Raw genomic sequence first — 25,363 nt, 5'->3', positions numbered from 1 at the left:
CCCGCAAAACCTCACCTAAGACAGTAAAAGACGAAGAAGTTGGCGCGCAGGAGTGATGATTCTGCGCCACGAGGGTGGGTCAGTTTTAGATGCAAAAAGTGGGTCAGTTTCTACTGCAAATCAACAGGCCGGGGTCGGTCTGCATGTACCAGAGCATGTCGCCCGGGTCATTCGCAACCGACTTCAGCATCCAGTTTTGCGCGACCTCCGTTTTGCCCGATTGCCCGGGCCCGACCACCACGGTCGTCAGATAGTCCAGGCGCGTCAGCGTCTCCATGGGCGCCACGAGATAGGGGGCCTTCTCGTGGTGCCACCGGCCAACATAGCCACCGCCCTGATTCGTCAGTCGCCGGTTCAGCGCGGCGTACTGCGCCACCGTTTCCCGCGCGGGCGGAATGAAGGCCGCGAGCGACTCGCGCGCGATCTGATACGCGTCAGCGTAAGCGCTCTCAAGCATCGGGACCCAGCAGCGTTTTCAGTTCGTCGACCATGGTTGTGCGCAGGTCGTCGGTCAGCTCGCGGATCACGTCGGCGTTCTCTTCAGGCAGTCCGAGCTTCTCCACGACCTGGTCAGCCAGTCGGTCCATGCCCTTGCCGAGATGCACGAGCATCTTCGTGACCACCTGCCGCATGACCTCCGCCTGCACCAGCTCGCCGCGGTCGCGGCGCAGCTTGTCTTCGAGGATCTCGGCCTGGACCATGTCGCGGCGCTGCCGCGCGGTCTGCTCACCTGAGTGAACGACGGGCTCGACGCCCGCCGGCGGCACGACCGAGTACTTGGCGCCCGGGTACGGATTTGCCGACGCGCCGTTGTCCGGCGGATCCGCGCGCGCCGGCGCGCCACGCGACTGCTTTGCTGCCGGCGCACCGCCAAGGTACGCGCGCACCGCGGCGAGATCGAATTCCCAGCCGCCGGCGCGCGTGCCGCGTTTCGCGATCGGGAATGCCTCGTCGCTCTCGATGCGGCGATCGAGCTTCGGGCGCGTCCACCCCAGCGCCTCGCAAAGTACAGCCTTCCCTATGACGCCATCCGTTCCGGCAGGTGTAACGCTTGCCGGTGTAACGGTTTGCGCCTTCGACCGCGTTTTCGCGCCACGCTTCGTTACACCCGCGTCGCTAGGCGCGGCGCGCCTTTGAGCCGCATTCGATGCCGCCATAGCGTGTAACGTGTAACGTGTTTTTTTCGGTCAAAGGAACGGGAAAAACGCGCGCGCGCAATGCCCGCGTATTCGGGATCTCCCGGAAGGACCCGCCAGGCCCTGGGGGGCCCCCGGCGGAGAGCCTCCGGGTGACCTTCCTTTTCAGCGACGGGCCGTGCGCATGGCGTCCGACAGCGCCTCGGCGAGGTCGCGATCGATCCACTGCTGGACGGTGCGCGTCGCGCGCGCGCCCCAATCGAGGTGCTTCTTGACGGGCAGCGCATCGCCGAAGCGAATCAGCAATTTCAGCTTGCCGCGGCCGCCGTTCTGCGACGCGTCGAGCTTGTTTAACTTGCCGAGTTTCTTGCCCCGGCCATTGATCAGGCTGACACGCTTCGTGTCCGTTGGCCGCTGCCAGACGCCGTTGATAGTCTCGCCAGACGCCGTCTTGACCGCGCCGATGAAAACGTCAGGACGTCCCTTGAGCGCGGCGAGCGTGTTGCGGGGCAGTTGGCCGTATTGGTTCAACCTGATGTTCTTCGGATTGAGGAGCGCGCGGCTGTTGAGCTTGTGCACGCCGCCCGTCTCGAAGGGTTCGAGATAGCTGGCGGCGATATCCTTCATATAGACAACGGCCGCAGGCTTGCCCTTCTTCGCGCGCTGGACGCCGACGGAGTTTTGCGTGAATGGCGACGGGTTCGACAGCGTCTCGGCAAGGTTTTGGCGCTCGACATCGGCAACGCGCTGCGCTGTGCGATTGATGCCCTGCGCGATCGCGAAAGGCACCTGCCGCTGAATGAAATCGTTCATCCCGCGGGCGAGGTCACGAGCGTTCGACGTGACTAGAATCGTCATCAAGCCGGCCATGCCGCGGATCTCACACCCGCGTCTGGCTCGCTCTCAAAGAACGGCACCCCCGGCAGTTGAAGCGAATCGCGTCCGAGCGGGAAAATCTGAACCGCGATCTCAGCCGGAAGCTCGTCATACACGGCGATGCATATACCGACCATCGGTTTCGGGAAAAACGGGACGCGGACGATGACGCCACTGCCGAGACGTGGCACCACAGTGGCACCAGCGGCACTCTTGAGCTTCGTTTTGGTCATCGGATCTTCTCCGCCTGCCATCTGGCTGAGTAATTGGCACCGTCAAATATATTCAATAGGTGTTTACATCATCTTTTGAATAACCAGCCAGCCCCAAACTGGATAAATGCAGTACTTCCATTCCATCAAAAGCCGAATAATGAGGAGCCACCGATGAGCCAATTTTCCGACTTCTTGAAGCAAAACGACGAGCAACAGGCAGCTAAAGCCGATGCCGCTGCAGCAGCGCAAGAGGCAAAGGTCCTAGAGGCGAAACGTCGCAGTGCAGTTTTCACCGAAAAGGTGGAACAGATCGTGCGCCCCGCGTTCATGTCTTTCGCAGAAGACATGCAGAAGTCGGGGCGCGCCGCCAAGGTTGAAGACGGAATCGACGGAATGCGGTCACCGTACATTGACGTGACCTTCTTTTATGACATGAGCAAAGGGCAGTTGGCGACCGAACGCTCCACGTTCCGGGTCAAACTCAACCCCGTTGGCATCATTGAGTACACTCCGTTCGCCGACCAACGTAAGGTCCAGAAAGACGGCGCGACTTCTTCGACCGGCTACGTCGACGACATACACATCGAAGACTTAAACGCACGCCTTTTGGATTTCCTCAAGGCTGTAGTCGCGTCGCGTAGCTAACCGCACAGATGAGAAAGCCCGCGCGGCGACAGCCGGGCAGGCTTTCGAAGGCCTATGATGGGTCAGACCAAGCGAACCGATACGCAGTGCTCGTTCAGCAAGCGGGCGATTTCCTCCGCCGCTTCGAACGGGGCATCGCTTCGAAGGCTGAACGCTATCCGGTGACTGCCAAACGATGGATCGCTGACTATATCCTCGATATAGACTGCGACGCCCACCCCTGACGGCGTGCGCGAACTTGCTGGTTCTTTGACGACAGCCACAAATTTTCGTTGGTCTACCGACATCTCAGTCTCCGTTCAAGAGGGAGACTCATCATACGATGAAACGAAAAAGCCCCGATCGCGCGCGCTTCGGGGCTTTAGATACACGTATTCACAGTGTCAGATTGATGCGTATTCTACGGTCGAAAACCGCAATGTCAAGCAAATCGAATCACGATGCGATGAAATGCAGCATCGACAGCAGTTCATCGGCGCGCTTCCGCGCGAGTGATTCGATGCCATCGACCGCCGTCAAAAAACTCTCGTCCGCTCCGTCCTCTGTCAGCGCGACACTGGCCCGAGCATCGTCGGACACGACGCGCGCGCGCTTCGACGGCGTTCTGACCTTCGGCTTCGGGATCCCCGCAATCCATTCCCGGATGATCTTCCAGTGGGCAGCGGCCGTGTTCTCGCTGACGCCGCACTCTTTGGCCAGCGCATTGATCTCGACTTTCGCGCCCATCGCCTTCTCGACGAGCCGTACGCGCAGCCGGTAAAGCGACAGGTGGCCAGCCAGTTTTGACATCGCCGCCTGCTCCAGCGTCCGAATCGCCGCGACGTATTCGGGGTTGGCCATGTGCCCAGAGCAGCACGCGCTGCCGCAGGCGCACGGCCATGACTTCGGCGCAAAGCGCGCGACGAGCACCGCGCGGTCCAGCTCCGTGAGCTGCTCGAGCTCGCGCCGTATCATTCCGGCCTGCCCCGCACCGTCGTTACCACTCAGACCCTTCCCTGTGCGCGGGCTGGGCGCGGCCATTCGGTCGACGAGCGACCGATCCTGACGCTGCATCGAATAGTTGAACGCGAACACGAGAGCGTCTTGCGGCGTGCGGAATAGGTTTTCAGTGGTCTCGCTCATCGGCTTGCCTTTCTGGGTTGCGTGTTTTTGAATTGCTCGAGCAGCTGGCCCTGTGCGTGGAGCGTCTCGCTCAGAAGCCAGAGCGCAGAAGCGGAAATCGAAATCGGTTCTTCGGGATGGCCCGCGCGCACGGCGCGCGCCGCTTCGCGCAGCGCGCTTTCGAGATCTGTGCGGTGAGCTCGGCGCGGTGGCTGGCGGTTCAAACGTGTCGCTCCATCTCGCCGGACTCGAAGAACTCCCGCAGCGATTTCCCGTTCTTGCTGAGCCGCGCGGTGCAACGCAGATATTCGCGATCCACCCACGCGCCTCGCGGCGCTTCGATGCCCGCACGACGATCCTCTGCGACATAGACCTCGACCTGAGCGAGATCCGGATCGAGCGCGCCGCCGGGCAGCACGACGCGCCGTACGACGCGCACGCGCGCGACGTATTCGGCATTGCCGGGGACGTACGCGATGCGGTTGCGATGTTTGCCGTAGGTCGCCGGCACGATGGTCGGCACGTCGGTGGTCAGCACCATGGTCATCGGATTTCCCCGTAGAGTCGCTCGAGCGTCGCGTTGAGCAGATCCATTTGCGTCATCTTCAGGATCCGCAGATATGTCTGATCGCCGTGCACGCCGTTCCTGCCTTGGTGACAGTCGTCGTGGCACAGCGGAATCGTGCAAAAGTCTCCGGCTCGCTGCGCGCCGCCGTGGCCGACACGTGCGTGGTGCACATCGGTCTTCGACGTTTGCGAGCGGCCGAGAAGCGTGCAACAGATGCACGCCATCTTCGAGATGCGGCCCATATGCGCGCTCTCGCGCTTGTTAGGTCTGTGTTTCATGCTGCGATGCGCTGCATCGGCGTGGTCGTGCAGCAACAGACCATGCGCCGCATGCATTCGACGAGCACATCGTCCGACGGCTGCATCGGCGTATCTATTTGCGCGGAACCTGTGCAGCGTGCGGCGCGTCCGGTTCGAGCCGGATCACGCCATGTCTTAACCGCGACGTTCTTTCCCGGACCATTGACGTACACAAGCGACTTTCCGTCCTGCCGGCAGACATGGACTTGCTGCAACGGCCCCTCCTGAGACAGCTCGTGCAAAGCCCCCTGGACGGTTTTTCGAGAACGGTTCAATGCGTCGCTGCACTCCTTCACCGTGCGCTCGATCCCGTCTTCCATCAGCTCAGCAATCCGAGCGGCAACCGGCTCGCACCCTTTGAGTTTCACGTCTCTACGGCCATTCATGAGATGCCCCGCTTTTTCTAACTCCGGCAGCCGCCGGCAAAGCGCCAGGCAGCCGCCGGACAGTTCAATCACGCCCCGCTATTGCCCTCGTCGGCATCTGCACGCGTGAAGTCGAGGTAGTACTCACCGCCGAGCTCGAATTGCGTGCCCGCTTCGTGGTTCACGGTCTGCAGCTTCACCGCGCCGCACGGCGTGGCCGCATAGAACTTTTCGTTTTCCGGCGAACCGCTCACCACCGGCGCCAGTTCGATCTCGTGGATGTGCCCCTTCTGGCTATCCCAGTGCTCGCGCTGGGTGGTCGACGTGACTTTGAATTTCGCTCGTACGGTCATGGTGTGCTCCGAGGTTGAATAGCCGCATGCAGGTGTTGGCGGCCGATTGGATTGCGATTTCAAGCGTGATTGCGCATAGCGCATGTCCGCCAGCTGCTCCGTGCGATGGCGCGTCACCGCGCGCCACTCGGCGGCAATACGATCCGTGTCAATCGCGGGGCCGCCAGCCAAAGAGCGCAGCGCGGCGTCTAGCGGCACATCGTCGGTAGATGCGAGCCGTGCGGCAGCGCCAGCTATTTCGGCGCGGATGCGCGCGGCACGAATGCTGGCGGCTCGGCGCCCAGTGCGAGTACCCGGCAGCCCGTTCGCGTTGTGGCTTTTCATGATGCGTAGAAGTCCACAGGCAGCAGCTGGTCGCCGAAGAATTCGATGACGCTCTGATAGCGCGCCGTGCCCTGCCAGCGCTTCAGCACGTGCTCGATCCACGGGCCGCGGCCGGACGCCTGCGCCACGCGAATCAGGTAGTCCGGGGTCGTCTCGTTCGGGCGCCGCTCCACGCGCTTGCTCTTGCCCTGCGCGCTGATGCCCGAATCGCTCTCCCACCACTGGCCGCTCGTGCTGGCGGGCGGCGCAACGTCCACGCTCGTGGCCGCCAGCACTTCATCGATGAAACGCGCCAGAAACTTCGCGCCGATGGCGCGCGTGTCGTCGGCCGACTCGCGCCGCTTCACCGCCCGGCGATACGCCTCCGCCAGCTGCGGCTGCGTCACGCCCTTCCCCACCCACGTCAGCACGTGCACCCGGTCGTCCGTCGGATCGATCGCGCAGCGCGGCAGATCTGCGAGCCATGCGAGCAGCGTGGCTTCGGCGTCAGGCGGCGCGACGTCGCCTGCCTCGTCGCCCGGTTCTTCGCCGTTTTGCAGCTCAGCAGCAGCGGCAGCCGAGTTATCCACAGGCGGCCTCGCGCTAGCTGCTGCTGCTGTAGTCTCTGAAGTAATCTCTGCAGTAGTCTCTGTACCGTTAACGGAATGGGGATCGGCCATGCCGCGAGCGTGGGATTCACCATCTGGCGGCGTGGGTTTTTCCACGCCCGCGAACTGGTCTTTTCCCATCTCCCGAAATGGACTTTTCCCATTTGGGGAACTGGACTTTTCCGATTTGGGTGGACCGCGCTTCTTCGGCGTGCGCGCGGGCGGCCCGCCGGACAAAAGACGCTCAAGGGCGTCCTCGTCGATGCGGAAATACGTGCGATGTTCGATCCGTTTAGCCGTCTCGATGAGCACACCGGATGCACGCAATTTCGTGCGCGCAGCGCGTTGCTCCTCATATGTCAGCCCGGTCTCGGCCTCCAGCTCTTCGACGGTCTTGTGCACGCCGAGAGCGCTCGTGGCTTTGTCCTGCCAGTAGAAGATCTGGCAGAACAGCACGGACGCGTTGACGCCGCCCACGTAACGGCTCAGGAAGGGGTAATACGCGATTGGGCGCCCCAGTTCGCGAAGAACGTCGGCGGCCCTCATGCAGCCCCTCCACTGTCGAGAAGGGCCGCGCGCTCACAGGCTATCCGCCGTGAGTCGTGCAGTACGGCTTCGTATCGTTCAACTCCTTCCACTCCTGCGCGTTCCGCTGCGATCCGCCTGGTGCGCAACCCTTGCACCGACGGCCGCCCTGCGTGGTGGCGTAGCACTGCACCGAGCCGTCCAGCCGGATCCACTCTTCGTATTCCTCGGGGGACAGGCCGTTCAGATGCGCGGGAAGATTGATCTCGCCGACAATATGCGCAGCCACATCCTCGGCCTCGACCGAATAGGACGAATAGCCGCCCGGTGCACGGCCTTGGCAGACCAGTGCAATGCCAGCCTGCTCGGCCAGCTTCAAAGCTTCGACGATCTGCTCGCGTGTCAGCATTGGTTCCCTCCGTAGTGAAACCCGTATTCTGACTGATGACGGCGATGTGTCTGAACCTCATGATGCAACACCTTCGCGAACGTGCTGCGGGATGCGCTGCTCGAGTGCAATGCGCTGATCCCAGTAGCGGTAGTAGAGGTTTTTGTGCCACGTGCCGAGCACGGCCGCCGGCAGCTTCTCGCGGCCTAGCACGCGCGGCGCGCGCGCGACGACGACCTGATAGCCGTCCGGACGCTCGCTGTCGCTGCGGACTCGCGCGGGCGTCACGTGCCACACCCCGGCCTGCTCCGGCACCCACACGGGCACTCCAAGCTGCTCCGGCACGACGTACACGAAGCGCGTGATCCAGCCCGGCATGCCGACCCACTTCGGCTTCGACAGATCCTTACGCCAGTCCGCCAGCGAAATCTTCACCTCGAGCTCCGTGGCGTAGCCCGCGCGCGAGACCATGACGAAATCAGCGCGATATTCGCCGCGCGTGCGCCCGAGGCCGTAGCGCACGGACGCTTCGGGAATCAGCGTGGTCGCGCGGTGATCAACGTGACGGCGAATGGCCGCCTCGACGAGGCCGGCATTGAATTGCGGCGCGCGTGCGCGCTCGCGTGCGGCGGCTGTCTCAGGCTTCGCCATCGGACGCTCGCGCCACGCCGAGATTCACGCGGTAATGCACGACGCGGCCGTCGCGCAGCTCTTCGACCAGGCCGAGCGCGACGAGCGCCGTCAGCTGCTGGCGAACGCCGCTGTCCGACATGCCGCACAGGACCATCAGGCGCGCGATCGTCACGCAGCACTCACGCGTGCTCTGCAGGCTCAGGTGCGACAGGCAAAGCAAAACGAGCTTCTGCGGTCCGCGAAGCTCGATGTCCCAAGCAAGATTCGAAAGGTGATACGACATCAAGCCTCCATGGCTTTGACCGCGCGGCGGACGGCTTCCGACAGCGGAGTGACCGTGTCGTCGTCGACGAGCTGGCGCCTGTCGATCGCGTCGCGCGAACTCTCGACGCGCCGCAAGTTGGCGTCCGGTATCACGCCTTCTTCCTGAATCGTTTTCGGAATGGGCTTATCGAGCGCGAAACCGAGCATCTGAACGCCGCGCACGGCCCAAACCGGCTTGCCCATCATTCGCGTCCACTGCGCATCCGGCTCGATCACTTCGACGATCGCGCCGTCGTTCGGCGTCCTCGTGTTGACGACGCGAGCGCGATCGCCTGCCTTGACGTTCATCCCAGTCCCCGAAAAGGAAGTACAACGGCGCGCGCTTACGCGGCAGCGCCGCACGCACCCATGCTCATTCGCGCGCACCGGCAGTTGCTGCCGATCACGTTGCCCTCTGCGAGGTAGTCCATGTAGCCGACGGTCGTCACCACGAGCCCGATCGCGCTGAACAGCTTGTCGAGCTTCTCCAGCGTGATACCCGTGCGCCCGGCGAGGATCTGCGACGGCATCGTCGGATCCCAGCCCGTGGCCTCGAGGATCGCCTGCTTCTTTTTCGGGTCCGCGATCGCCTCGCGGAGCGCTTTCTCGACGATCGGCATTCGCGCGATCGCGAGCGGAATCGTCTGTTCAATCGTACTCATGTGGGTTTACTCCGTACTCAAAAATTCAGGAATGCGCATGAACGCACCGCCAACTACAGTCGCCTCATGTTCCTCACGCGCACACGAAACTTCATGTCGATCCGCTTCTACCGCCGCCGGCAACACCATTTCGGGCATCACGCCACGGCTCAGCGCGTGCGCGAACTGCAACAGCCACTCGCTCGGCCGAATACTCGTCACGAGCACCGTCAGTTGCACGCCGTCGACGGGCGCAACACGCGCCGGCGCTGCGTCGCACTCGTAGCTCACGAGACCGCGACGCAGCTCCTCACCGTCGAACAGGCAATGAAAGATCTGCGAATGGAATGCGGGATAGCGATGCCCTGCATCGACAATCTCGGCGAGGACTTCGCTCAGCGTGCGCTCGGCCATTCACGCACCCGCCGGGTTATCAGCGGTGTCCGTCACGATAAGAAACGCGAGACGGGAGAAACACCACGCGGTCAGCGAGAGCACCGCCAGCGACGTGCAGCCGATCGCGACCAGCGCGCACACGCGCATGAAGAAAATCGTCTTCATCCACACGCGCACCGCGCGCGGGATCGGAGCACCGATCGGAATCGACTTGCCAGTCAACATGCGAACGCCGACAAACAGCGCGGGCAGCCCGAGCAGGACGGCGACCATGAGCCACCAGTAGAACGTCAGCAGCCGCCCGGCGACGTCGTGACCGCCAGCCAGCCACGCCCAGCCGAGCGCGATCTCGGCCAGCGGCGCGGCGAAACCGAATATCAGCGTCGTTTTCATTCAGGCAACCCCATGGACACGAAAATGGCGGGGATTCGCACGCCGTCTAGAATCGGTGGTTCCTACGCCAACCGCTTCTTCGCGAAGCCGAATCCCCATGGAAAAACCGACGTACCGCCTGTATCTGTACAAGTCTCCGTTTGGCGCAATGACCATTCGACCGGACATAGAGCGCCCGGATGTCTGGGGCCTCGTCCACGAAACGTTCTCGCGTTCAAGCAACGGGGAAGTCATCGTTCAGCCCGTCCTTTTGGATCTCGGCTGGAGCTCCGCCGAAAAAGCCGCCGAAGCCGTGCGATCGCAGCAAACAGGCTGGCGACTTTGGGACTCACTGCCATTCGTTGTCCATCCGGCGACGTTGGAGGACTGGATCGAAATCGAGACAGACGGCACGACTCAGTCACATCGCTAGGCACCACCCTCACGATCTCGCCTGCCTTGAGGAGCGGGATACGGACGCCAGCGGCCATTCGCGGCCGCTCTTCATCAGACTGGCGTGCATGCATCTCAGACGCCCTCCTTTTGGGGTGTCTCTTTCAGATTCGGTCCCGGCGCACTGCGCACATAAGCCCAATCCACTTTCGGATTGAGCTCTTCGCAGGGCTCACCCGTCATGCGCTCAACTTGCGGGCAATGCTCAGCCGGTACCCTGCATTGCCGTCGCCATTCCTGGATCACTTGATAGCCGGACAGTCCGAGGGCGCGCGCCATTGCCGCCAACGAGTCGAATTTCGCAATGGCGCGCTCCAGAGCTTGGTTCACGGGTCGGGTCGAGTTCATGGGCGGATTGTATGCCAGAAAAACTAGTAATGCTAGAAATTCCTGTGGTGACACAAGAAAACCTAGCGAATAGCATCCCGCCCATGACCATTCATCGCCGAATCAAACAACGCCGGGAAGTGCTGGGGCTTTCAATGCAAGCCCTGGCGGAGCTCGTCGGCGTCAAGGCTTGGCAGACGGTCCAGCAGTGGGAAAAAGAAGAAGGTGGAACCGCACCTAAAAGGGAGCGGCTCAGGCAAGTTGCAGAGGCTTTACAAACAACGCCCGAATTTTTGCTGTTCGGTGACGCCAGCGGGATCGCGAACGCTCCTGCTACTCGAATGAACGAGCCTCCGCCTGTGCCGCTTAAGACCAAAACCCAATGGGCTGGGGTGCCCGACGGACCGGGCATGGATCGCGCTCTGCAGGATTGGCGAGCGCGTGCGAGTCCTCGGTCTCGCGAGGTCATCGACAGCCTGATAGAGAGGGCCAAAGCGAATGAGCTTACGGATGATCAGTGGGAGACCTTTTTGTGGCTAGCAGAAAGGTATTCACAAAAAAACCAGTAGCAAACGCCGATCAATACATCCCCACTCCGGTTGCCGTTGAGACAGTTGAGCTTAACGAGGGAGCGGAGTTGCTGAAGCGGACCCAGACCGATGAAATCTGGCGCGGGACAGTTCAAGTAGATGCCTTAACTGACGCGCCAGTGTATTTCCGCATGAGCGCGCCACGGGGAATCATCTCGGAATTGATCTGTTCCGTTCTCGGGCGCGCGCTCGGGCTTCCGATCCCCAGGCCATATCTAATTCGCATAAAGCGTAAAACCCTGGAAAGCTCCCAGCGTTGGGCATCCGGGGAATCCGAGCGATATACGTTCGGTTGCGCTGAAGTCAGCTCCAGCACGGCTTTTTCACAGCTTGTTGCTCAAGACAGCGAATACGCAAAAAAACTGCTGCGCAAATGGGATCTTTATCCGCATACAGTGACATTCGACGAATGGGTTGCGAATCTTGACCGTAATCAATCGAATATTCTTTTCAGCGCCAATATCATTTGGTTGATTGATCACGCAGACGCTCTCGGCGGTGTTCTTGCTGAACTCCATCCACTTTCGGAAATTAAAGACGATCAATTCGCGAACGTACTCATAGACCGTCATGTCAGCGATTTCTCAATTCGCGACAAATCGGAACTTCTTGAGATAGCCGCCGAAGTGATGGCATACGCGAAGAGCATCAATCTCGGCGACGCACTTTCGTGCGCATCAATTCATTCGCTCATCTCGCCTGAAGCAGTTGCGCAAGTGCTCGACTTTCTAGCGAGCCGTGTTCCGAACACAATACCGCTGCTTTCCGCACGCGTTGGGCTCAACCAGCTAGACTTCAGCCATGAGTGAACGAATTCGTGGCCAGCGCGCTGCCATTTATTTCCAGCCCCAGATCCTATCCGGCGAGCGGCTATGCGCTGGAGTCGTGATACGACTCGATGACGGCAGAATTGCCACGCGCGTAGCAATTCAACCTGAAGAAGTTGCTCACGCCTTTGGCGCGTCCGGCGCAGAGCTGTATGCCATTGCAAATCATCTGTGCCTCGCGCTAGTTGAGCACTTGCAGGATGTCGGCAGCTTTGATAACTGGATCGCTCCTTTCGAAAGCGCCATAATCGGAAAGCTCGGTCGGGTCGAAGGCGCTCAACTTGAAACGCTGCTCGATGCACAAGTCCGCCAGCATTCTGTGCTCCACACACTGTTGGACACGTACGAAATCCCCAATGTGAAGCAAGTTGACGGGATCGTTCGGCAGGTGAAGCGCGCTATCCAGAAGTCTCACTCGCCGCATCTCGCAGAACGCTTTCATCGAGAATTGTCGGTATTGTCAGATGCATTGCCACTCAAAGTGGAGTTCCTTGGTGCACGTTATGCCTGCTACTTCATCCAGATTTCTCACTCCCCTCGTGGCATCGAAGAAAGCGCCCGTCGTGCTCACGGAAAACTATTCGAACTACAGAGCGTGAGAACGTTCTTTGACGGCAGTCCGCAAGATGCTTTCTTAGAGGAGCGGCCCTCGCAGTTCGAATTACTTGTGGTCGGAGATCACACAAACGATCTTCAGAAATCTGCGTGGCGACAAATCGAGTCGCTCGCCGATGCCAGTAATCTCCAGACACGTCTTCTTGCTGACGCGTCTGAGGCCGCGAAGGCCGTAATGCGATACGAGCACGCCGCTTGATGCTTGGCCGGGTCCGCTGCCCGGCCATTTTTTTCCCCACTTTCACTAGTTTTTCTTGCATTACTAGTTTTTCTGGCATACGATGCGCTCCATCGGGTCACTGATCCCACGGAGCGAACGATGAACCAGCAACAGCAAGCCACCCCCACCGCCAGCGTCATCCGCTCCGGCGCGCGCGGCGCACGCGCGCTGGTCCTCACCCTTCGTGTCGCGCGCAACGTCCTCGCCGTGCTCGGCGTGATCTTCGTCTACCTGCTCTATACGGGCTGGCAGCAATACGAAGACCGCGTCGCTGCCGGCGACACGTCGTGCTCCCTCACGCGTTGCCTGTGAGGCCTGCCATGCGCCCCACGCCAACCCGCCTCCCCGACGAGCTGCTCGCGCAAGCGTGCCGCACGCTCGGCGTCGAGGGCGCGCCCGACGAAGCGCTGCTCAACCCCGCCGTGCGCGCCGCCGTTCAGGCCGCCGTCCGCGCGCAGATCGTTGGGCGCCCGCAGCGTCACGTCGGCCGCCATGTTGCGCCGCGCGCTGATCGCCTCAATCAAACGTGCTTCGCATTCGATGACAGCGTCGTCGATCTGAAGAAGCGCGCCGCCAACGACGGTGACGAGGAATGAACGTGGATACGCTCGGCTACCTCGGCACCGCGACGCTCGCGCTCGGCTGCGCCGCCTGGACGGCGATCCGCGCCGCGCAGCACTTCGACCGCCTTTTCCCCGCCCCCGCGAACGATGCATCGGGCTTTCACGGAGGCGCGGCCGCGGCGCGCCTTCCGCATGGGGTTTCCATGACCGCCTCTGCGCTCCGGCACGGTCTGCCGGAACTGCCGCAGCGCATGCGCGCGCTGCCCGTCGACTCGCGCGGGTATCCCGTGCCGTATTTCGCACAGCGCGACGGCTGCGAGCCCGACTATCGCCGTTGTGACAGCGAAAAGCTCGCGGCATGCGTCTATTACAAGCGCTGCTGCATCTGCGGCGAGCAGCTCGGCCAGTACAAGGCGTTCGTGATCGACGCGCTGTCGGCCGTCACGCGCACGTCATCGATGCCACCCGCGCACATCGAATGCGCGAAGTTCGCGGCAAAGGCGTGCCCGGTCATCGAGAAGCGCATTGGCGTCTCGCTCGTATGGGTCGCGCGCTCTTACGAATCCGAGCAGCTCGACGGCGGTCTCATCTTCCGCATGGCCGAGGCCGAGCAGACGTTCTGGTACATCGACGGCCGCCGCGCGAATCGCGACGAAGTGCGCTCCTCGTTCGAGGACAGCCTGCCGGCGTTATACGACGCTGCATATGCGAAAAGCGCAGCCGCCGTGCTCGAGCTGGACACGATGGTGGCGCGCGCGACGCGCTGCTTTCCGCCGCACGCAGCCGCCGCATTCATCGGGCAGCCGGTATGAGCGACAAAGGCCATCCCAATATGTTTCCGGTCGCCGGTGAGAGCGCTGTGATCGCCACACGCGAGGACGGAAAGCCGAAGGCAGCGGCCGAGCCTGCTGTCGATGCCGGGCCAGCTTCGCCGCCGAATCCATGGGCGAACCCGTCCAGTCTTCTCAAGCGCGCGCCCTCTGCTGAAGATGAGCCCGAAACCGCGCAGGCCCCGGAAGGCGAAAAAGCGCCACGGCGCACACGCGCCGATCAGGTAATCGAGTTTCTTCGAACGAGCGGCCCGACAGGCAGCGCACGTATCTGCGCCGCACTCGGGCTGGCTCCGGAAGCCGGTATCACGCCCTACGTCGCGAGCGCGCTCAAAAGCGGCGCGCTGATTCGCGAGGGCCGCGTATATCGACTGCCCGAACACAGACCCTCGGCGCCCACCGCCAGCGTGCAGAGCGCGGAAATCACTCCAGAGGCCACGCCGGCCGCGACTGTCGCGCCGGATACAGCTGATGCGGCTCAGCCCGCGCAGAAACCGTGTGACGCCGCGTCGTCGTCGATAGTCGCCGCGCGCGAGCCGGATTTCACGCTGACGAGCGGCGACGCGCTCCTCATCGCGTGGCCGGATGGCGCTGTCACTGTCCAGCGCGGCGGCACGTTCGTCGAACTCGCCGCGCATCAGGCACGAATCCTCCGCGTGCTGGTTGAGATGCGCAAGTAACAGGCTCTCAGGCGCGCGGCCTAACCCCGACCGCGCGTTTTTCGGTGGGCGGCTTTCACAGCGCCCCATTTTTTAGGATTCGAAATGAGCGATCAGAAATTCGAACAATGGGCGTTGATCGAATTGTTCGGACACCAACGTATTGCAGGTCGCGTTTCCGAGCTGAATATTGGCGGCGCATCGCTGATACGCGTCGACGTACCCGCAGTCGACGCAACTGAAGACGAGATGCCCCTCCAGGCATTCACGAAGGCCTTCGGCGCAAGCGCGATTTACGGCATCACGTTCCTCGATGAGACCGCCGCGCGCCTGTTCGTCCGCCAGCTGCGCGTGCAGCCAATCAACACGTGGGAATTGAAGCGTGCACTCCAGTCGCTCCCCGCCGGGCGTCCCCCGCAGTCGCAGCTCGGTCTCGACGATGACGATCCGCCGTACTAAACGGCCCGCGCCGTCACCAACCCTCTTCCAACTGTTCGCAGCCGTCGACGACGGGAGCATGGACTTCCGCGACGCCTACCGAATCGCCCGCGCGCTCCAGCGCGCCGCAAAGCGCCAGCGCATGACGCATATCACGAAGAGACCGAAGCCATGAAAACGATCTTCATTTTCAAAGACGAACGCGCGGAGCAAAACGGGCCCCACTACACGGCCTATGCCGCGCTCGGCGAAGACGGCGCCATTTTCGCGTCTGTCGCATTCGACCGTTACACCGTCGAGCACTTCCGATACGCATTCGGGTGCCAGCACGCCCTGCCGCTCGAACTCAAGGAAGGCGTCAGCAAGGCTCTCAACGCCAGCCGTCGCGGCCTGTTTGCCGCCTACGACAAATGCTATGGCGAGGGTAACTGGATGCCGATGTGGCTTGATGCGCCGGCGGCAAATCCGGAATGGGTTCGGGCGATGGCAATTCACCAGGCCGATATCGAAGCGCCGCCTGCGCCGCGCTTCAGCGACGAGACGCTGGCGCGCATCTTCGCGGCGGTCACGGGCGCCATGCAAGCAGCTGGCCGTGTGCTGCATTGAACGCGGCTGAATGCGCGTGAACGCCCATTAACGAACTGGAGAAACCGCCGTGCAGAGCACTGAACAGGCATCCATCGAATTTCTACCGCTGAGCGCGATACAGGCATCGCCGACGAATCCCCGCAAGCGCTTTCCCGAGGCCCAGCACCTCGAACTCGTCGAGAGCGTGCGCGCCCACGGGATTCTTCAGCCCGTGTTGCTACGCCCGTGGCCAGATTCGCCGGGCCTGTTCGAGCTCGTCGCCGGCGAACGCCGCTTCCGCGCAGCAACCGTCGTCGAACTCGCCGAGGTTCCGGCTCTAGTGCGCAACCTGACTGACGACGAAGTGCTCCAGATCCAGATCGTGGAGAACCTGCAGCGTCGCGATCTTCATCCGCTCGAAGAAGCCGACGGCTACAAGGTCCTCGCCGATCGCGGACATACGCTCGAGCAGATCGCGAGCGAGGTCAGCCAGACGCGCACGTACATCGCGCAACGTTTGAAGCTCTGCGCGCTCAATACGCAGACACGCAAACTGTTCTTCGACGAGAAGCTGAACGCGAAGACCGCCCTTATGATCGCGCGCCTACCCGCCGACCTGCAGGACAAGGCCGCGAATGAACTGACGGCTCCATGGGCCAATGGCGAGCCTCGATCGGTCAAAGCTGCTTCGGAGCACATCGAACGTACGTACATGCTCCGCCTCGACCAGGCGCCGTTCAAGACGGCCGACGCCACGCTCGTGCCCGCGGCCGGCGCGTGCGGCCCGTGCCCGAAGCGCACCGGCAATCAGCCCGAGCTGTTCGAAGACGTGCGCGGCAAAGAGATCTGCACGGATCCGGCGTGCTTTGCGAAGAAGCGCGAAGTGGCTGCCGCACAGAAGCGCGCAGACGCCGAAGCCGCCGGGCGCACTGTCATCACCGGCAAAGATGCGAAAGCTGCTCTGCCACACCAGTACGGCCAGCTGCAGGGCGGCTTGGTGCAGCTCGACGACACCTGCTATGAGGACCCGAAGCGCCGCTCGTATCGCCAGATTATCGGCGCCAAGGGTGTCAAAGCGTCGTCACTCCTGGAGAGCCCGCACGACGGGAAGCTGATCGATGTCATGCCGAAGGCTGACCTCAAGAAGGCGCTCGCCGAGAAGGGCATCGAAGCGCGCAGTGCGGGCACGTCGAATCCGTCGCAATCGGCCGAACTTGCGAAGAAGAAAAAGGCCGATGCATACCGCGGCGAACTCTTCCGCCAGATCCGCGCGAAACATGTCGAAACCGGCCTCGACGACTTCGACCTCAAGATCGTGGCCGTCACGTTCTATCGACGCCTCTGGAACGAAAACCAGAAGCGCATCAGCAAGCTTTACGACTGGGGCAACACTGCAATCAGCGAGGCGGAATTCGCCAAGAAGGTCGACGAGTTCGAACAGACCGATCCGGTCGCGCTAGCGCGCCTGGTGATGGATCTGGCGCTGATCGGCGAATCGGTCGCCGACTCCTATTCGACGCCGAAGCCGGAGCTGCTCGAAGCGACTGCGCGCGTTCGCGGCATCGATCCCGGCGTCGTGCGCAAGCAGGTCGAATCGGGCACGAAGCCGAAGCCCAAAGAAAAGCCGGTACCGGCGACGAAGGCACCCGCGCCGAGCACGAAACCGACGGCCAAGGCCTCGCCGGCGAAGAAGGCACCTGCCGCGAAGAAGATCGCCGCGAATCCGCGTGCAGCTGCCACCACGCCCCAAAAGCAGATCGACAAGGCGAAGCCGGCACTCAAGACCGCACCCAAAGCGAAGGAACCCTGGCCGTTCCCGAACACGGGGCGTCCATGAACGCCGATCTGATCCGGCTCGCGCGAGAGGCCGGCCTATCCGTCCAGCTCGACGCTGTGATCGGGTCGCAACAGTACTCGAGCATCAGCGGCTCGCTCGACGCCCTGCGCCGCTTCGGCGATGCATACGCCGTTCAATTGGCGGCCGCCGGCAAACACCTCGAATCACCTACCAACCCGACCGAATGATGCAACACGAACAAACGCGAAGGCGCGCCGCCTTCATGGAACAGAGCCGGCGCTATCTCTTCGCGAAGGAGCCGACGTCGACACAGCTCCACGCACTCGCCCATTCCTTCGCGGACATGCTTTCCTGCGATTGCGGCGTGCGCGTGAGCGTCAAGATCGACAGCGTCTCAATCATCCGCGACCCGCTCGCGGCCCGCTAACGAATCCCCACCGAGGATCACGTCCATGAACGCGCATAACGAAGGTAACCACGATCCCATATCTGGTGACCAAACTGGCGATGCGATCGCGCAGATCGCCGGCGTATCCCGACGAACTCACGCCGGAGCTGCGCGAAGTACTCGGCTTCATGTGTTTCCAGTGCATATCCATCGCTCAGGCAATGCGTCTGGCTGGTATCGACGTCAAGAAAAAGGCCGAGGACGAGCAAGCCAACGTGCTGCATTGGATGGTCAAGCTCGTGCTGCGTCACGGTGCCAACTGGCGCAAGGAAGGCGTGAAGGATATCGAAGCGTGGCGCGCACGCGCGAATCAACGCGCCGGGACATCCGAGGGGACGACGACATGATCACTTCGGAAAGAAGGCAGTTTCACATGTGCCTCGACGTGCGCGGCGCGTTGAAGAACTGGAAAACGAGGGATTTTCGCGGCATGTTCAAGCGCGACGATGGCAAGACCATGTCGGCCGATGAAGCGAAATCGATCCTGCTCGACGAACTGTCGAAGGGGCACAACTTCATTCCCTACGGGACGTGCGACAACTTCGACCATAAAGAGCACGGCTGTTTGGGCCACCCCGTCGAGAAAAAGCCGGAGGGCCACTGACATGGCGACGAGAGCGAAGAACCGCATAACGCGCGACGTCGCGTGCATCCGCATCGGCTTCGAACACTTCCTGCTCGACGCGGATAAGGCGATGCAGGTCATCAAGCTCATGCGCGAGTCGATCTCTTGCAACCGCGATTACGCCGGTCGCCGGCTGCGATACATCGCGGGTGCCGAACCGGAGCTCGAGCTTTCGATGATCAAGCCGTCTGATGTCGTCATGCCTGGCGCGCAGTTGGCGCTGGACGACATGCGCTAGTCGAAACGAGGATAACGATGGACACGAAGAAACTGACCGACACTGGCGCGTACGACGTTCGCAGCACGCTCCAAACGATCACGCTGCTATGCGAGGTTTCCGGTGAGCCGTGCGACGGCCCGAGATTTCGCGAACTGATCCTAAAAGCGCGCTCGTTTCTCGCCGCCCCTCCTTCCGATGCGGCGGGAGCGCTGGCAGCAGCCCGTAGCGTGCTCTATTGCATCGCCAAAACCTACGACGACGCCGAGCTGCGCGAGCGCGCGCTCGAAGCATATGAGGCGACGCTCGCCGCTCCCGTCGCCCCTGCTGCGCCGATCAACCTCGAAGGCCTGCGCAAGAAGCTGCTGACGCCGCGCGAAATCGTGCGCGACGATCAAGGCTTCCTGACGCATCCGGACTTTCCGATTTGCGACGAAGGCACGCGTGCCGACAAGTTTCTTGAGGCGTTCGGCATCGAGACGTGGTTCCGCTCAATGGAAAGCGATCTGCCCGATCTGTACGAGCGCTGGTGCGACGGCGAAGTGGACAACTGCACCGTGTGGACGCCGACGGCTCCAGAAGGCGATGGCTGGCTCCTGCTCGAAATCTACGACACGGAGGATGGTCCTTACGCACTGTTCGGACGTGACAAATACGAGGCTGAGAACGCTTTGAAGCGTCAGCGCATGCGCGACGGCATCCAGCGCCGCCGCGAAAATCAGGGAGACGCGCAATGAGCAACGAAAACAAGCAACCCACGCAGCGCGCAGCGCAAGTAGGCGTGATAGTCAAAGACTTGATCGAGACATTGATGATCTGGAACGGACAAGCGTCTGCCGGCCTAGACGTGAATTTTCTCGCGGGATTGCGTGACGAGCTCACAGTAATTCTCGCCGCCCCTACGCCGACCGTCGCCGCAGATGCGGCAGCGCCGAGCGAGACGTGCGCGCACGACTACGTGCGTTCGGACAACGTGTGCACCGAGTGCGGCGAGAAGGCAGCGCAGCCCGACGAGCGCGCGGCACTTCCGCGCTATACCGAATGGCTGCATTTGCGCACCCACGGCGAATGGTCAAACGGCGTACCGACGTGGGCGCGCGATCATAGCGGCCGAATGAATGACATGACCGCCGCAGCTTCGGTTATCGAAGAACTCGCGGCCCACGCGGCAGCACCGCAAGCAGCGCTGACCACGGAACAGCGCGAAGCGATCGAGTGGGCCGCAGGCCGGGCGCACGTCATGTCACTCGGTAAGCCCGTTGATGGAAGCGAGTTTCGCCGCTGGCGAGTCTTGAGCAATCTCGTAAGCGAAGAGTGCATCTGCGAGGGTAGTTGCAGCGCCGAAGCGGCTGGCTACGCTTGCCCGAATGAAGCCGCAGACTTCCAATGGCCTGCGCTTCCGAGTTACCCGGAGTCGTTCGCCCATGTAGCAGCCCATGCGTACTTCACCGAACACCAGATGCAAGGCTATGCAAACGCCTATGGCGAGATCGTACGCGCGTCTCTCGCCACCGCTCCCACCGAGCGCATGAGCGACGCAGCGCGCGATGTGCTCGCCGAGCGTGCTCGGCAGGTGAGCGTCGAAGGATGGACGCCGGAGCACGATGACAAATATACGAACGGCGAACTGCCGCGCGCTGCCGCATGTTACGCACACGCTGCAGGGAGTTGGATGGAAATCCGCCGGTCGATGCCAGCCGAGTGGCCGTGGGCGCGAGACTGGTGGAAGCCCGGCACTCCGCGACGCATGCTCGAAAAAGCAGCCGCGATGATCATCAGCGAGATGGAGCGCATCGATCGCGCCGCCCGCAAAGCCGAGATCGAGCGCAGCGGTAGCGCGGGAGGTGAAGCGTGACGACTCTCGGCTGCTCTTTCGAAGGCCCGTCGTTCGGCGCCAACTATCCGGATGGCACGTGCATCGACGGCTATCTCTGGGATCTCGACAGTTGCGATGAGCCGGGCGGCCCGCTGCACTCCGGCGGCGACAAACCGTGCCCTCACTGCAACACGCGCGAGTACGTCGTCGATTACCTCGACAAGCACTTTAGCGGCAACGCGCGCCAGCGCCGCCGCGCCACCCGCGCAGTAATCGCGCGCGTGCGACGCAAAGCAGGAGACTGGTCATGACCGTCTACGTCGACGACATGCGCGCCGCTTACGGCCGCATGGTGATGTGCCACATGATCGCGGACACGGACGACGAGCTGCACGCAATGGCCGCCGCGATCGGCGTGGCGCGTCGCTGGCACCAGAAGCCTGGCACCGCGCGCAGCCACTACGACATCGAGCTGGGCAAGCGCTCGGCAGCCGTGATGCGCGGCGCCGTCGAGATCACGTGGCGCCAAGCTGGCGCCATGACGGCGCATCGCCGCGCGCTCGGTACCCTCGGTACGCCGGAAGCAGCCGTCGTGTGGCAGCGCGCATTCGTCGCCGCCCGGCGAGCCGCCGCGACTCATGTGGAGGTCAGCGATGCAGGTTGACCTCTTCGCAGACTTCGACGCTCCTGCTGCTCCGCAGCAGCTCGACGAGCGCGGCGCTATCGCAGCGCGGCACGCCGCCGCTATCGAAGCCATTCCCGAAAAGCTGCGCCCGACCTGTGCGCCCCTTTCGTCTGCTCCCGCCGGCGCGGTGCAGCTCGATGAATGGACGCGCACGTCACAGCGCGCTTTCCTGCTCTGGATGATCGGCGCGATCGCGCGCGGCCTGTACACGGTGTCAAGCATGAGCGCGCTGCCGGGAGTACTCCACAAACTGAATGGCCTCGGAGGCGAGTGGTGAGCGAGAACAGCAAAATCGAATGGACCGACCACACGTTCAATTCGTGGGAAGGCTGTCAGAAGGTCGGGCCGGGCTGCGACCACTGCTACGCCGAGGCGCGCAATTCACGCTTCGCCGGCGGCACGGCCGTCAACTGGGGACCGGGCGCGCCGCGCCGGCGCACGTCGCCCGCGAACTGGCGAAAGCCGCTCGCGTGGAACGCTGCGCATGCGGAGTTCTTTGCCGCACACGGCCGTCGTCAGCGTGTGTTCTGCGCGTCGCTCGCGGACGTGTTCGATAACGCAGTCGACCCGGCATGGCACTCCGACCTCTGGAATCTGATCCTCGCGACACCGAACCTTGACTGGCTGTTGCTGACGAAGCGCATCGGCAATGCGCAGGCCATGTTGCCGATCGCGCCGCCTCTGTCGAACGTCTGGCTCGGCGCGACGATCGTCAATCAGGAAGAGGCGGACCGCGATATTCCGAAGCTGCTCGCGGTGCCCGCGCGCGTGCGCTTCCTGTCGATGGAGCCGTTGCTTGGCGACGTTGACCTAACATCAATTCCGTGGGGCGGCCATCGTGTTTCAGTGCTGCAGGGCTGGAATCAACCGGAACATGGAATCCATTGGGTGATCGTCGGCGGCGAGAGCGGCCCCGGCGCGCGTCCGATGCATCCGCGCTGGGCCCGGGCCATTCGCGCTCAGTGCGCGGCCGCTGGCACGCCGTTCCTGTTCAAGCAATGGGGCGAGTGGAGCGACCGTACCATCCCGAACGGCACCGCCTACGCTGATGCCAATAGTGCGTGCCTTGTCGACGGCGTCTCGCTGTTTCGGATTGGCAAGAAAGCTGCCGGCCGCGTGCTCGACGGCCGCACGCACGACGAATTCCCGCGAGGTGCAGCGTGACCGACAACGAAAAGTTCTACGACGAAGAGATCGCGCCGGCGCTGCTCGAGCTCGCCAGCAAGATGCGGCCGAGAGGCATGTCGATGGTTGCGACCGTCGAATACGATCGCGGCGATCGCGGATCGACGTACGAGCTGGCGAAGGACCGTGGTTTCGAAATGGAGCTGCTGAACGCGCTTTCGCGCGCCGGCAACCATATCGACAGCTTTCTGCTTTCCGTCATCCGCATGTGCAAATCGCGCGGCATCAGCATGCGCGAGAGCATTTTCCTGAAGGGCTACGAAGAGGACGCGCAATGAAAGCCCTCTCAATCCGCCAGCCATGGGCGTGGCTCATCGTGCGCCCCGACTTGACCGGCGCGGCGCGCGAAGTCGCGATCGCGGCCTGCAAGCTGAAAGTCATCGAGAACCGCACCTGGCCGACACGCCTCCGCGGACGATTCCTGATCCACGCGAGCAAGGGGATGACGCGCGCCGAATACGACGACGTCGAGGCCTTTCTGGACCACTTCGATATCGACATCGCACTGCCCGGGCAAGAAAAGCTTCACCGCGGCGGGATCGTCGGCGCAGCGACCCTCACCGATTGCATTCCGTCGGCGAGACGGACCTCGACGTGGCACATGGAGGGCCAATGGGGATTCCTCCTCGAAGACGTCAAGCCGGTGCCTTTCGTCGAATGCAAGGGCGCGCTCCAGTTCTTCGATGTCCCCGCCGACATCGCGACGCAGCTGCGTCAGATGTACGAGCTCGGCTCCATCACCTGATACAGGAACGTCCATGAACCTCGCAGAAGGACTCAGCGCAGAGATTCAACGCGTCACAACGATTCTCGGCCACTACGTCGAGATCGGCCCCGCCGGCGCATTCGGCGCCATGTTCATCCGCGCGTCGCTGAAGCGCGCCACCGATGCTCTCGCGAGCGGCGATGTTGTCGCAATGATTGGCGCGATCGAAGACTTGAAGGAATACACCGAATGATCGCGCCCCACCCGCTCATCTCATCTCAGCGCTTCCTCGACCCGGCGAAGGTCGCAGACAAGGCCGAGCGCTTCCGGGTATTCATCGTCCGTGTCGCCGAGCTCGAGCTGCGCGGCGCGCGGTATCGCGTGCTCGTCGACGGGCACCACAACCTGGCCGCCGCGCGCGCGGCCGGCATCGAGCCAACATGGCGCGGTCCGCCAGCCAAGTGGGAGCGCATCCGGCGCGCCACGCCGCCCGCTGAATTCGAACGGTTCCTGATCAACAACCTGACCGACTCGGACTGGTATTTCGTCGAGACCGGCGAAATCGTCCGAGCGCTGCTATAGGAGCATCAGCAATGAAGATCCGCCTCAACGAATGGATCGCGCGTGAATTTGATCCCCCGCCGGCGGTGCGCACTGCTCGCCAGTGGATCAAGGATAAGAAGATCTACCCTCCGCCCCAGAAAATTGGGCGCGCATATTATGTCGATGACAAAGCCGTCTATCGCGATGCCGTCGAAAAACGTCGACTTGTTGACAGGGTATTTGAAAATGGCGGCTAGACCACGGATACGGAAGCGGGCGAGCTGGCCTGCGAATCTGCACGAACCTCGCCCGGGATACTACGTCTGGCGCGATCCGCGTACGAGGAAAAGCGTCACACTCGGTTATATGCCAATCGAGCAGGCGATCTTTGAGGTGGTCGAGGCAAATGCGCGACTCAAGGAACTCACTCCAAGCAAGCGCCTTGTCGAGAGAATGAACGACACGGGGGAAACGATCGCAGATCTGCTTCTCAAGATGCCGAACGATGGCGTCAAACAGGCCACGATCGATCAGCGCAAGTACCTCGATCGGGCCATCAAAGCGCGGCTAGGCGACGTCAAGTGCTCGGAGCTAACCACGAAGCACGTGGCGCAGGTTCTGGAAGCCTACGAGAAGCAAGGCAAGATGCAATGGGCGGTCAACATCCGAAGCCGCTTGCGCGCCATTTGCCGACGCGGCATGGCGCTGGGTTGGATGGACAAGAATCCCGCGGAGGCGACCGACCGCGCACGAATCAAGGTTCAGCGGCAGCGGCTGACGCTCGATGCGTTCAACGCGATTCGCGCGAAATCCGGCGAAGTGGCACCTTGGCTTGAAAACGCGATGCTGCTCGCACTCGTCTCCTGCCAAGACCGGTCGACAATCGCGCGCTGGGAGCGCAGCTTCGTAAAAGGAGATGAGGTAATCCTCGAGCGCTCCAAGACCGGCGTGCGCATCGCGATCCCGACGGCGATCCGTCTAAACGCAATCGGAATGTCGCTCGCCGACGTGATCACCCGATGCCGGTCAACCGGTGTGGTCAGCAAATATCTGATCCACCATGTGCGCCGCCAGGGCCTGACGAACGTTGGCGATCCAGTCCAGCGCGGCACGATCAGCACGCGGTTCGCTGTCGCGCGCAAACTGGCTGGAATCAAGGGGAAAGGCGCGCCGAGCTTTCACGAGATCCGGAGCCTGGGCAAACGTCTGTACATCGAACAGGGCAACGTGGACACAAAGGCGCTTCTGGGCCACAAGTCCGACACGATGGCGGATCTCTATGCGGATGTGCGCGGCATTGAGCCGGTCAAGGTGCGCATTGGCACTATCTGATTTTGAACAAATAGTGAACAGATATTGAACCGGCTAAGCTGGGCGGCCGTTTGCGGGCAAAGAGACGTGCCGCCCGTTTATGTAATGACGCAATCCACAATTAAGAAGAAAAACAGCCACTTACGCCCGCTTTTTGTACAAAAGTTACCTACCAAAAATGACACGTCAGTGCCAATAGAATCAGATAGTTAC

At 62.2% G+C, this 25,363-nt stretch carries 48 protein-coding genes; 29 read left to right on the top strand and 19 right to left on the bottom strand.

The window, feature by feature from the left end; genetic code table 11:
* Positions 1 to 103: 103 nt before the first annotated feature.
* From G3N97_RS21770 to G3N97_RS21755, 4 genes are all read right to left on the bottom strand, one after another.
* A complete protein-coding gene (locus G3N97_RS21770) occupies positions 104 to 457 on the bottom strand; it encodes a phage terminase large subunit family protein (RefSeq protein ID WP_241030740.1) in 354 nt (117 codons plus the stop codon).
* A complete protein-coding gene (locus tag G3N97_RS21765; protein ID WP_205995061.1) occupies positions 450 to 1,157 on the bottom strand; it encodes a hypothetical protein in 708 nt (235 codons plus the stop codon). The genes G3N97_RS21770 and G3N97_RS21765 overlap by 8 nt, the downstream gene beginning before the upstream one ends.
* Before the next feature lie 144 nt (positions 1,158 to 1,301).
* Positions 1,302 to 2,006 carry a hypothetical protein gene (locus tag G3N97_RS21760; RefSeq protein WP_205995060.1) on the bottom strand — a complete coding sequence of 235 codons (705 nt, stop codon included), beginning with the start codon at positions 2,004 to 2,006 and terminating at the stop codon, positions 1,302 to 1,304.
* Positions 1,994 to 2,245, bottom strand: coding sequence for a hypothetical protein (locus G3N97_RS21755; protein WP_205995059.1), 252 nt, complete (start codon positions 2,243 to 2,245; stop codon positions 1,994 to 1,996). Before G3N97_RS21755 ends, G3N97_RS21760 begins: the two co-directional genes overlap by 13 nt.
* Positions 2,246 to 2,398: 153 nt before the next feature.
* Here G3N97_RS21755 and G3N97_RS21750 point away from each other — a divergent pair, with 153 nt between their 5' ends.
* Complete coding sequence (locus G3N97_RS21750; RefSeq protein WP_205995058.1) at positions 2,399 to 2,872, top strand: hypothetical protein; 474 nt, start codon at positions 2,399 to 2,401, stop codon at positions 2,870 to 2,872.
* Positions 2,873 to 2,934: 62 nt separating this feature from the next.
* Here the strand turns inward: G3N97_RS21750 and G3N97_RS21745 are convergent, their stop codons facing one another.
* The 14 genes from G3N97_RS21745 to G3N97_RS21680 form a co-directional block, all read right to left on the bottom strand.
* Positions 2,935 to 3,159 carry a hypothetical protein gene (locus tag G3N97_RS21745; protein ID WP_205995057.1) on the bottom strand — a complete coding sequence of 75 codons (225 nt, stop codon included), beginning with the start codon at positions 3,157 to 3,159 and terminating at the stop codon, positions 2,935 to 2,937.
* A gap of 148 nt (positions 3,160 to 3,307) precedes the next feature.
* Positions 3,308 to 3,994 (bottom strand): DNA-binding protein, encoded by a 687-nt coding sequence (locus G3N97_RS21740; protein ID WP_205995056.1) that lies wholly within the window; start codon positions 3,992 to 3,994, stop codon positions 3,308 to 3,310.
* 199 nt (positions 3,995 to 4,193) lie between these two features.
* The gene (locus G3N97_RS21735; RefSeq protein ID WP_205995055.1) at positions 4,194 to 4,520 is read right to left on the bottom strand and encodes a hypothetical protein; all 327 of its coding nucleotides are present in this window, start codon (positions 4,518 to 4,520) and stop codon (positions 4,194 to 4,196) included.
* On the bottom strand, positions 4,517 to 4,783 hold the full coding sequence (locus tag G3N97_RS21730) for a hypothetical protein (RefSeq protein WP_205995054.1): 267 nt from the start codon (positions 4,781 to 4,783) through the stop codon (positions 4,517 to 4,519). Before G3N97_RS21730 ends, G3N97_RS21735 begins: the two co-directional genes overlap by 4 nt.
* Positions 4,784 to 4,815: 32 nt before the next feature.
* Positions 4,816 to 5,298, bottom strand: coding sequence for a hypothetical protein (locus tag G3N97_RS21725; RefSeq protein ID WP_205995053.1), 483 nt, complete (start codon positions 5,296 to 5,298; stop codon positions 4,816 to 4,818).
* On the bottom strand, positions 5,295 to 5,882 hold the full coding sequence (locus G3N97_RS21720) for a hypothetical protein (protein WP_205995052.1): 588 nt from the start codon (positions 5,880 to 5,882) through the stop codon (positions 5,295 to 5,297). The genes G3N97_RS21725 and G3N97_RS21720 overlap by 4 nt, the downstream gene beginning before the upstream one ends.
* Entirely contained in the window at positions 5,879 to 7,015 is a 1,137-nt protein-coding gene (locus tag G3N97_RS21715; RefSeq protein WP_205995051.1) for a hypothetical protein, read from the bottom strand. The genes G3N97_RS21720 and G3N97_RS21715 overlap by 4 nt, the downstream gene beginning before the upstream one ends.
* Positions 7,016 to 7,055: 40 nt before the next feature.
* A complete protein-coding gene (locus G3N97_RS21710) occupies positions 7,056 to 7,403 on the bottom strand; it encodes a hypothetical protein (RefSeq protein WP_205995050.1) in 348 nt (115 codons plus the stop codon).
* A gap of 57 nt (positions 7,404 to 7,460) precedes the next feature.
* Positions 7,461 to 8,033: a hypothetical protein gene (locus tag G3N97_RS21705; protein WP_205995049.1), complete on the bottom strand. Its 573-nt coding sequence runs from the start codon at positions 8,031 to 8,033 to the stop codon at positions 7,461 to 7,463.
* Positions 8,020 to 8,298, bottom strand: coding sequence for a helix-turn-helix domain-containing protein (locus G3N97_RS21700; protein WP_205995048.1), 279 nt, complete (start codon positions 8,296 to 8,298; stop codon positions 8,020 to 8,022). The genes G3N97_RS21705 and G3N97_RS21700 overlap by 14 nt, the downstream gene beginning before the upstream one ends.
* The gene (locus G3N97_RS21695) at positions 8,298 to 8,627 is read right to left on the bottom strand and encodes a hypothetical protein (RefSeq protein WP_205995047.1); all 330 of its coding nucleotides are present in this window, start codon (positions 8,625 to 8,627) and stop codon (positions 8,298 to 8,300) included. The genes G3N97_RS21700 and G3N97_RS21695 overlap by 1 nt, the downstream gene beginning before the upstream one ends.
* A gap of 35 nt (positions 8,628 to 8,662) precedes the next feature.
* Positions 8,663 to 8,980 (bottom strand): DNA-binding protein, encoded by a 318-nt coding sequence (locus G3N97_RS21690; RefSeq protein ID WP_205995046.1) that lies wholly within the window; start codon positions 8,978 to 8,980, stop codon positions 8,663 to 8,665.
* Between the two features lie 6 nt (positions 8,981 to 8,986).
* Positions 8,987 to 9,373: a hypothetical protein gene (locus tag G3N97_RS21685; RefSeq protein WP_205995045.1), complete on the bottom strand. Its 387-nt coding sequence runs from the start codon at positions 9,371 to 9,373 to the stop codon at positions 8,987 to 8,989.
* Positions 9,374 to 9,748 carry a hypothetical protein gene (locus tag G3N97_RS21680; RefSeq protein WP_205995044.1) on the bottom strand — a complete coding sequence of 125 codons (375 nt, stop codon included), beginning with the start codon at positions 9,746 to 9,748 and terminating at the stop codon, positions 9,374 to 9,376.
* Between the two features lie 97 nt (positions 9,749 to 9,845).
* Here G3N97_RS21680 and G3N97_RS21675 point away from each other — a divergent pair, with 97 nt between their 5' ends.
* Positions 9,846 to 10,160: a hypothetical protein gene (locus G3N97_RS21675; RefSeq protein WP_205995043.1), complete on the top strand. Its 315-nt coding sequence runs from the start codon at positions 9,846 to 9,848 to the stop codon at positions 10,158 to 10,160.
* A 95-nt stretch (positions 10,161 to 10,255) separates the two neighbouring features.
* Here G3N97_RS21675 and G3N97_RS21670 read toward each other — a convergent pair whose 3' ends face one another.
* Positions 10,256 to 10,510 (bottom strand): YdaS family helix-turn-helix protein, encoded by a 255-nt coding sequence (locus tag G3N97_RS21670; RefSeq protein ID WP_346778104.1) that lies wholly within the window; start codon positions 10,508 to 10,510, stop codon positions 10,256 to 10,258.
* Positions 10,511 to 10,611: 101 nt separating this feature from the next.
* On the opposite strand from G3N97_RS21670, the gene G3N97_RS21665 reads away from it, so the two are divergent.
* From G3N97_RS21665 to G3N97_RS21535, 27 genes are all read left to right on the top strand, one after another.
* Complete coding sequence (locus G3N97_RS21665; protein ID WP_241030739.1) at positions 10,612 to 11,076, top strand: helix-turn-helix domain-containing protein; 465 nt, start codon at positions 10,612 to 10,614, stop codon at positions 11,074 to 11,076.
* Positions 11,040 to 11,906: a HipA family kinase gene (locus G3N97_RS21660; RefSeq protein ID WP_183707877.1), complete on the top strand. Its 867-nt coding sequence runs from the start codon at positions 11,040 to 11,042 to the stop codon at positions 11,904 to 11,906. The genes G3N97_RS21665 and G3N97_RS21660 overlap by 37 nt, the downstream gene beginning before the upstream one ends.
* Positions 11,899 to 12,738, top strand: coding sequence for a hypothetical protein (locus G3N97_RS21655; RefSeq protein WP_183707879.1), 840 nt, complete (start codon positions 11,899 to 11,901; stop codon positions 12,736 to 12,738). The genes G3N97_RS21660 and G3N97_RS21655 overlap by 8 nt, the downstream gene beginning before the upstream one ends.
* Positions 12,739 to 12,858: 120 nt before the next feature.
* Positions 12,859 to 13,071: a hypothetical protein gene (locus G3N97_RS21650; protein ID WP_205995041.1), complete on the top strand. Its 213-nt coding sequence runs from the start codon at positions 12,859 to 12,861 to the stop codon at positions 13,069 to 13,071.
* 8 nt (positions 13,072 to 13,079) lie between these two features.
* Positions 13,080 to 13,355, top strand: coding sequence for a hypothetical protein (locus G3N97_RS21645; RefSeq protein ID WP_205995040.1), 276 nt, complete (start codon positions 13,080 to 13,082; stop codon positions 13,353 to 13,355).
* Complete coding sequence (locus tag G3N97_RS21640; RefSeq protein ID WP_205995039.1) at positions 13,352 to 14,134, top strand: hypothetical protein; 783 nt, start codon at positions 13,352 to 13,354, stop codon at positions 14,132 to 14,134. Before G3N97_RS21645 ends, G3N97_RS21640 begins: the two co-directional genes overlap by 4 nt.
* Entirely contained in the window at positions 14,131 to 14,832 is a 702-nt protein-coding gene (locus G3N97_RS21635; RefSeq protein WP_205995038.1) for a hypothetical protein, read from the top strand. The genes G3N97_RS21640 and G3N97_RS21635 overlap by 4 nt, the downstream gene beginning before the upstream one ends.
* 84 nt (positions 14,833 to 14,916) lie before the next feature.
* Positions 14,917 to 15,270, top strand: coding sequence for a hypothetical protein (locus G3N97_RS21630; protein WP_205995037.1), 354 nt, complete (start codon positions 14,917 to 14,919; stop codon positions 15,268 to 15,270).
* Positions 15,271 to 15,420: 150 nt separating this feature from the next.
* Positions 15,421 to 15,855 carry a hypothetical protein gene (locus G3N97_RS21625; RefSeq protein WP_205995036.1) on the top strand — a complete coding sequence of 145 codons (435 nt, stop codon included), beginning with the start codon at positions 15,421 to 15,423 and terminating at the stop codon, positions 15,853 to 15,855.
* A gap of 49 nt (positions 15,856 to 15,904) precedes the next feature.
* The gene (locus G3N97_RS21620) at positions 15,905 to 17,653 is read left to right on the top strand and encodes a ParB/RepB/Spo0J family partition protein (RefSeq protein ID WP_205995035.1); all 1,749 of its coding nucleotides are present in this window, start codon (positions 15,905 to 15,907) and stop codon (positions 17,651 to 17,653) included.
* A complete protein-coding gene (locus G3N97_RS21615) occupies positions 17,650 to 17,841 on the top strand; it encodes a hypothetical protein (protein ID WP_205995034.1) in 192 nt (63 codons plus the stop codon). Before G3N97_RS21620 ends, G3N97_RS21615 begins: the two co-directional genes overlap by 4 nt.
* A gap of 35 nt (positions 17,842 to 17,876) precedes the next feature.
* Entirely contained in the window at positions 17,877 to 18,041 is a 165-nt protein-coding gene (locus G3N97_RS21610; protein ID WP_205995033.1) for a hypothetical protein, read from the top strand.
* A 65-nt stretch (positions 18,042 to 18,106) separates the two neighbouring features.
* Positions 18,107 to 18,409, top strand: coding sequence for a hypothetical protein (locus G3N97_RS21605; RefSeq protein ID WP_205995032.1), 303 nt, complete (start codon positions 18,107 to 18,109; stop codon positions 18,407 to 18,409).
* A gap of 26 nt (positions 18,410 to 18,435) precedes the next feature.
* Positions 18,436 to 18,666 carry a hypothetical protein gene (locus tag G3N97_RS21600; RefSeq protein WP_205995031.1) on the top strand — a complete coding sequence of 77 codons (231 nt, stop codon included), beginning with the start codon at positions 18,436 to 18,438 and terminating at the stop codon, positions 18,664 to 18,666.
* Position 18,667: 1 nt separating this feature from the next.
* Positions 18,668 to 18,925 carry a hypothetical protein gene (locus G3N97_RS21595; RefSeq protein WP_205995030.1) on the top strand — a complete coding sequence of 86 codons (258 nt, stop codon included), beginning with the start codon at positions 18,668 to 18,670 and terminating at the stop codon, positions 18,923 to 18,925.
* Between the two features lie 17 nt (positions 18,926 to 18,942).
* On the top strand, positions 18,943 to 19,641 hold the full coding sequence (locus G3N97_RS21590) for a hypothetical protein (RefSeq protein WP_205995029.1): 699 nt from the start codon (positions 18,943 to 18,945) through the stop codon (positions 19,639 to 19,641).
* The gene (locus G3N97_RS21585) at positions 19,638 to 20,759 is read left to right on the top strand and encodes a hypothetical protein (RefSeq protein WP_205995028.1); all 1,122 of its coding nucleotides are present in this window, start codon (positions 19,638 to 19,640) and stop codon (positions 20,757 to 20,759) included. Before G3N97_RS21590 ends, G3N97_RS21585 begins: the two co-directional genes overlap by 4 nt.
* On the top strand, positions 20,756 to 21,031 hold the full coding sequence (locus tag G3N97_RS21580) for a hypothetical protein (protein ID WP_205995027.1): 276 nt from the start codon (positions 20,756 to 20,758) through the stop codon (positions 21,029 to 21,031). The genes G3N97_RS21585 and G3N97_RS21580 overlap by 4 nt, the downstream gene beginning before the upstream one ends.
* A complete protein-coding gene (locus tag G3N97_RS21575) occupies positions 21,028 to 21,384 on the top strand; it encodes a DUF4031 domain-containing protein (protein WP_205995026.1) in 357 nt (118 codons plus the stop codon). The genes G3N97_RS21580 and G3N97_RS21575 overlap by 4 nt, the downstream gene beginning before the upstream one ends.
* The gene (locus G3N97_RS21570; RefSeq protein WP_205995025.1) at positions 21,374 to 21,682 is read left to right on the top strand and encodes a hypothetical protein; all 309 of its coding nucleotides are present in this window, start codon (positions 21,374 to 21,376) and stop codon (positions 21,680 to 21,682) included. Before G3N97_RS21575 ends, G3N97_RS21570 begins: the two co-directional genes overlap by 11 nt.
* Complete coding sequence (locus G3N97_RS21565) at positions 21,679 to 22,569, top strand: phage Gp37/Gp68 family protein (protein ID WP_205995024.1); 891 nt, start codon at positions 21,679 to 21,681, stop codon at positions 22,567 to 22,569. Before G3N97_RS21570 ends, G3N97_RS21565 begins: the two co-directional genes overlap by 4 nt.
* Complete coding sequence (locus tag G3N97_RS21560) at positions 22,566 to 22,868, top strand: hypothetical protein (protein WP_205995023.1); 303 nt, start codon at positions 22,566 to 22,568, stop codon at positions 22,866 to 22,868. The genes G3N97_RS21565 and G3N97_RS21560 overlap by 4 nt, the downstream gene beginning before the upstream one ends.
* Entirely contained in the window at positions 22,865 to 23,335 is a 471-nt protein-coding gene (locus G3N97_RS21555; protein ID WP_205995022.1) for an ASCH domain-containing protein, read from the top strand. The genes G3N97_RS21560 and G3N97_RS21555 overlap by 4 nt, the downstream gene beginning before the upstream one ends.
* Before the next feature lie 13 nt (positions 23,336 to 23,348).
* Positions 23,349 to 23,549 (top strand): hypothetical protein, encoded by a 201-nt coding sequence (locus tag G3N97_RS21550; protein ID WP_205995021.1) that lies wholly within the window; start codon positions 23,349 to 23,351, stop codon positions 23,547 to 23,549.
* The gene (locus G3N97_RS21545) at positions 23,546 to 23,878 is read left to right on the top strand and encodes a hypothetical protein (RefSeq protein WP_205995020.1); all 333 of its coding nucleotides are present in this window, start codon (positions 23,546 to 23,548) and stop codon (positions 23,876 to 23,878) included. Before G3N97_RS21550 ends, G3N97_RS21545 begins: the two co-directional genes overlap by 4 nt.
* Before the next feature lie 11 nt (positions 23,879 to 23,889).
* Entirely contained in the window at positions 23,890 to 24,096 is a 207-nt protein-coding gene (locus G3N97_RS21540; protein WP_205995019.1) for an excisionase, read from the top strand.
* On the top strand, positions 24,017 to 25,171 hold the full coding sequence (locus G3N97_RS21535; protein WP_346778103.1) for a tyrosine-type recombinase/integrase: 1,155 nt from the start codon (positions 24,017 to 24,019) through the stop codon (positions 25,169 to 25,171). Before G3N97_RS21540 ends, G3N97_RS21535 begins: the two co-directional genes overlap by 80 nt.
* Positions 25,172 to 25,363 lie beyond the last annotated feature (192 nt).

It is taken from the genome of Paraburkholderia sp. Ac-20347 (genome assembly GCF_017104805.1).
In the GTDB taxonomy this organism is placed as follows: domain Bacteria; phylum Pseudomonadota; class Gammaproteobacteria; order Burkholderiales; family Burkholderiaceae; genus Paraburkholderia; species Paraburkholderia tropica.
This window is presented reverse-complemented; position numbering and strand designations above follow the sequence as displayed.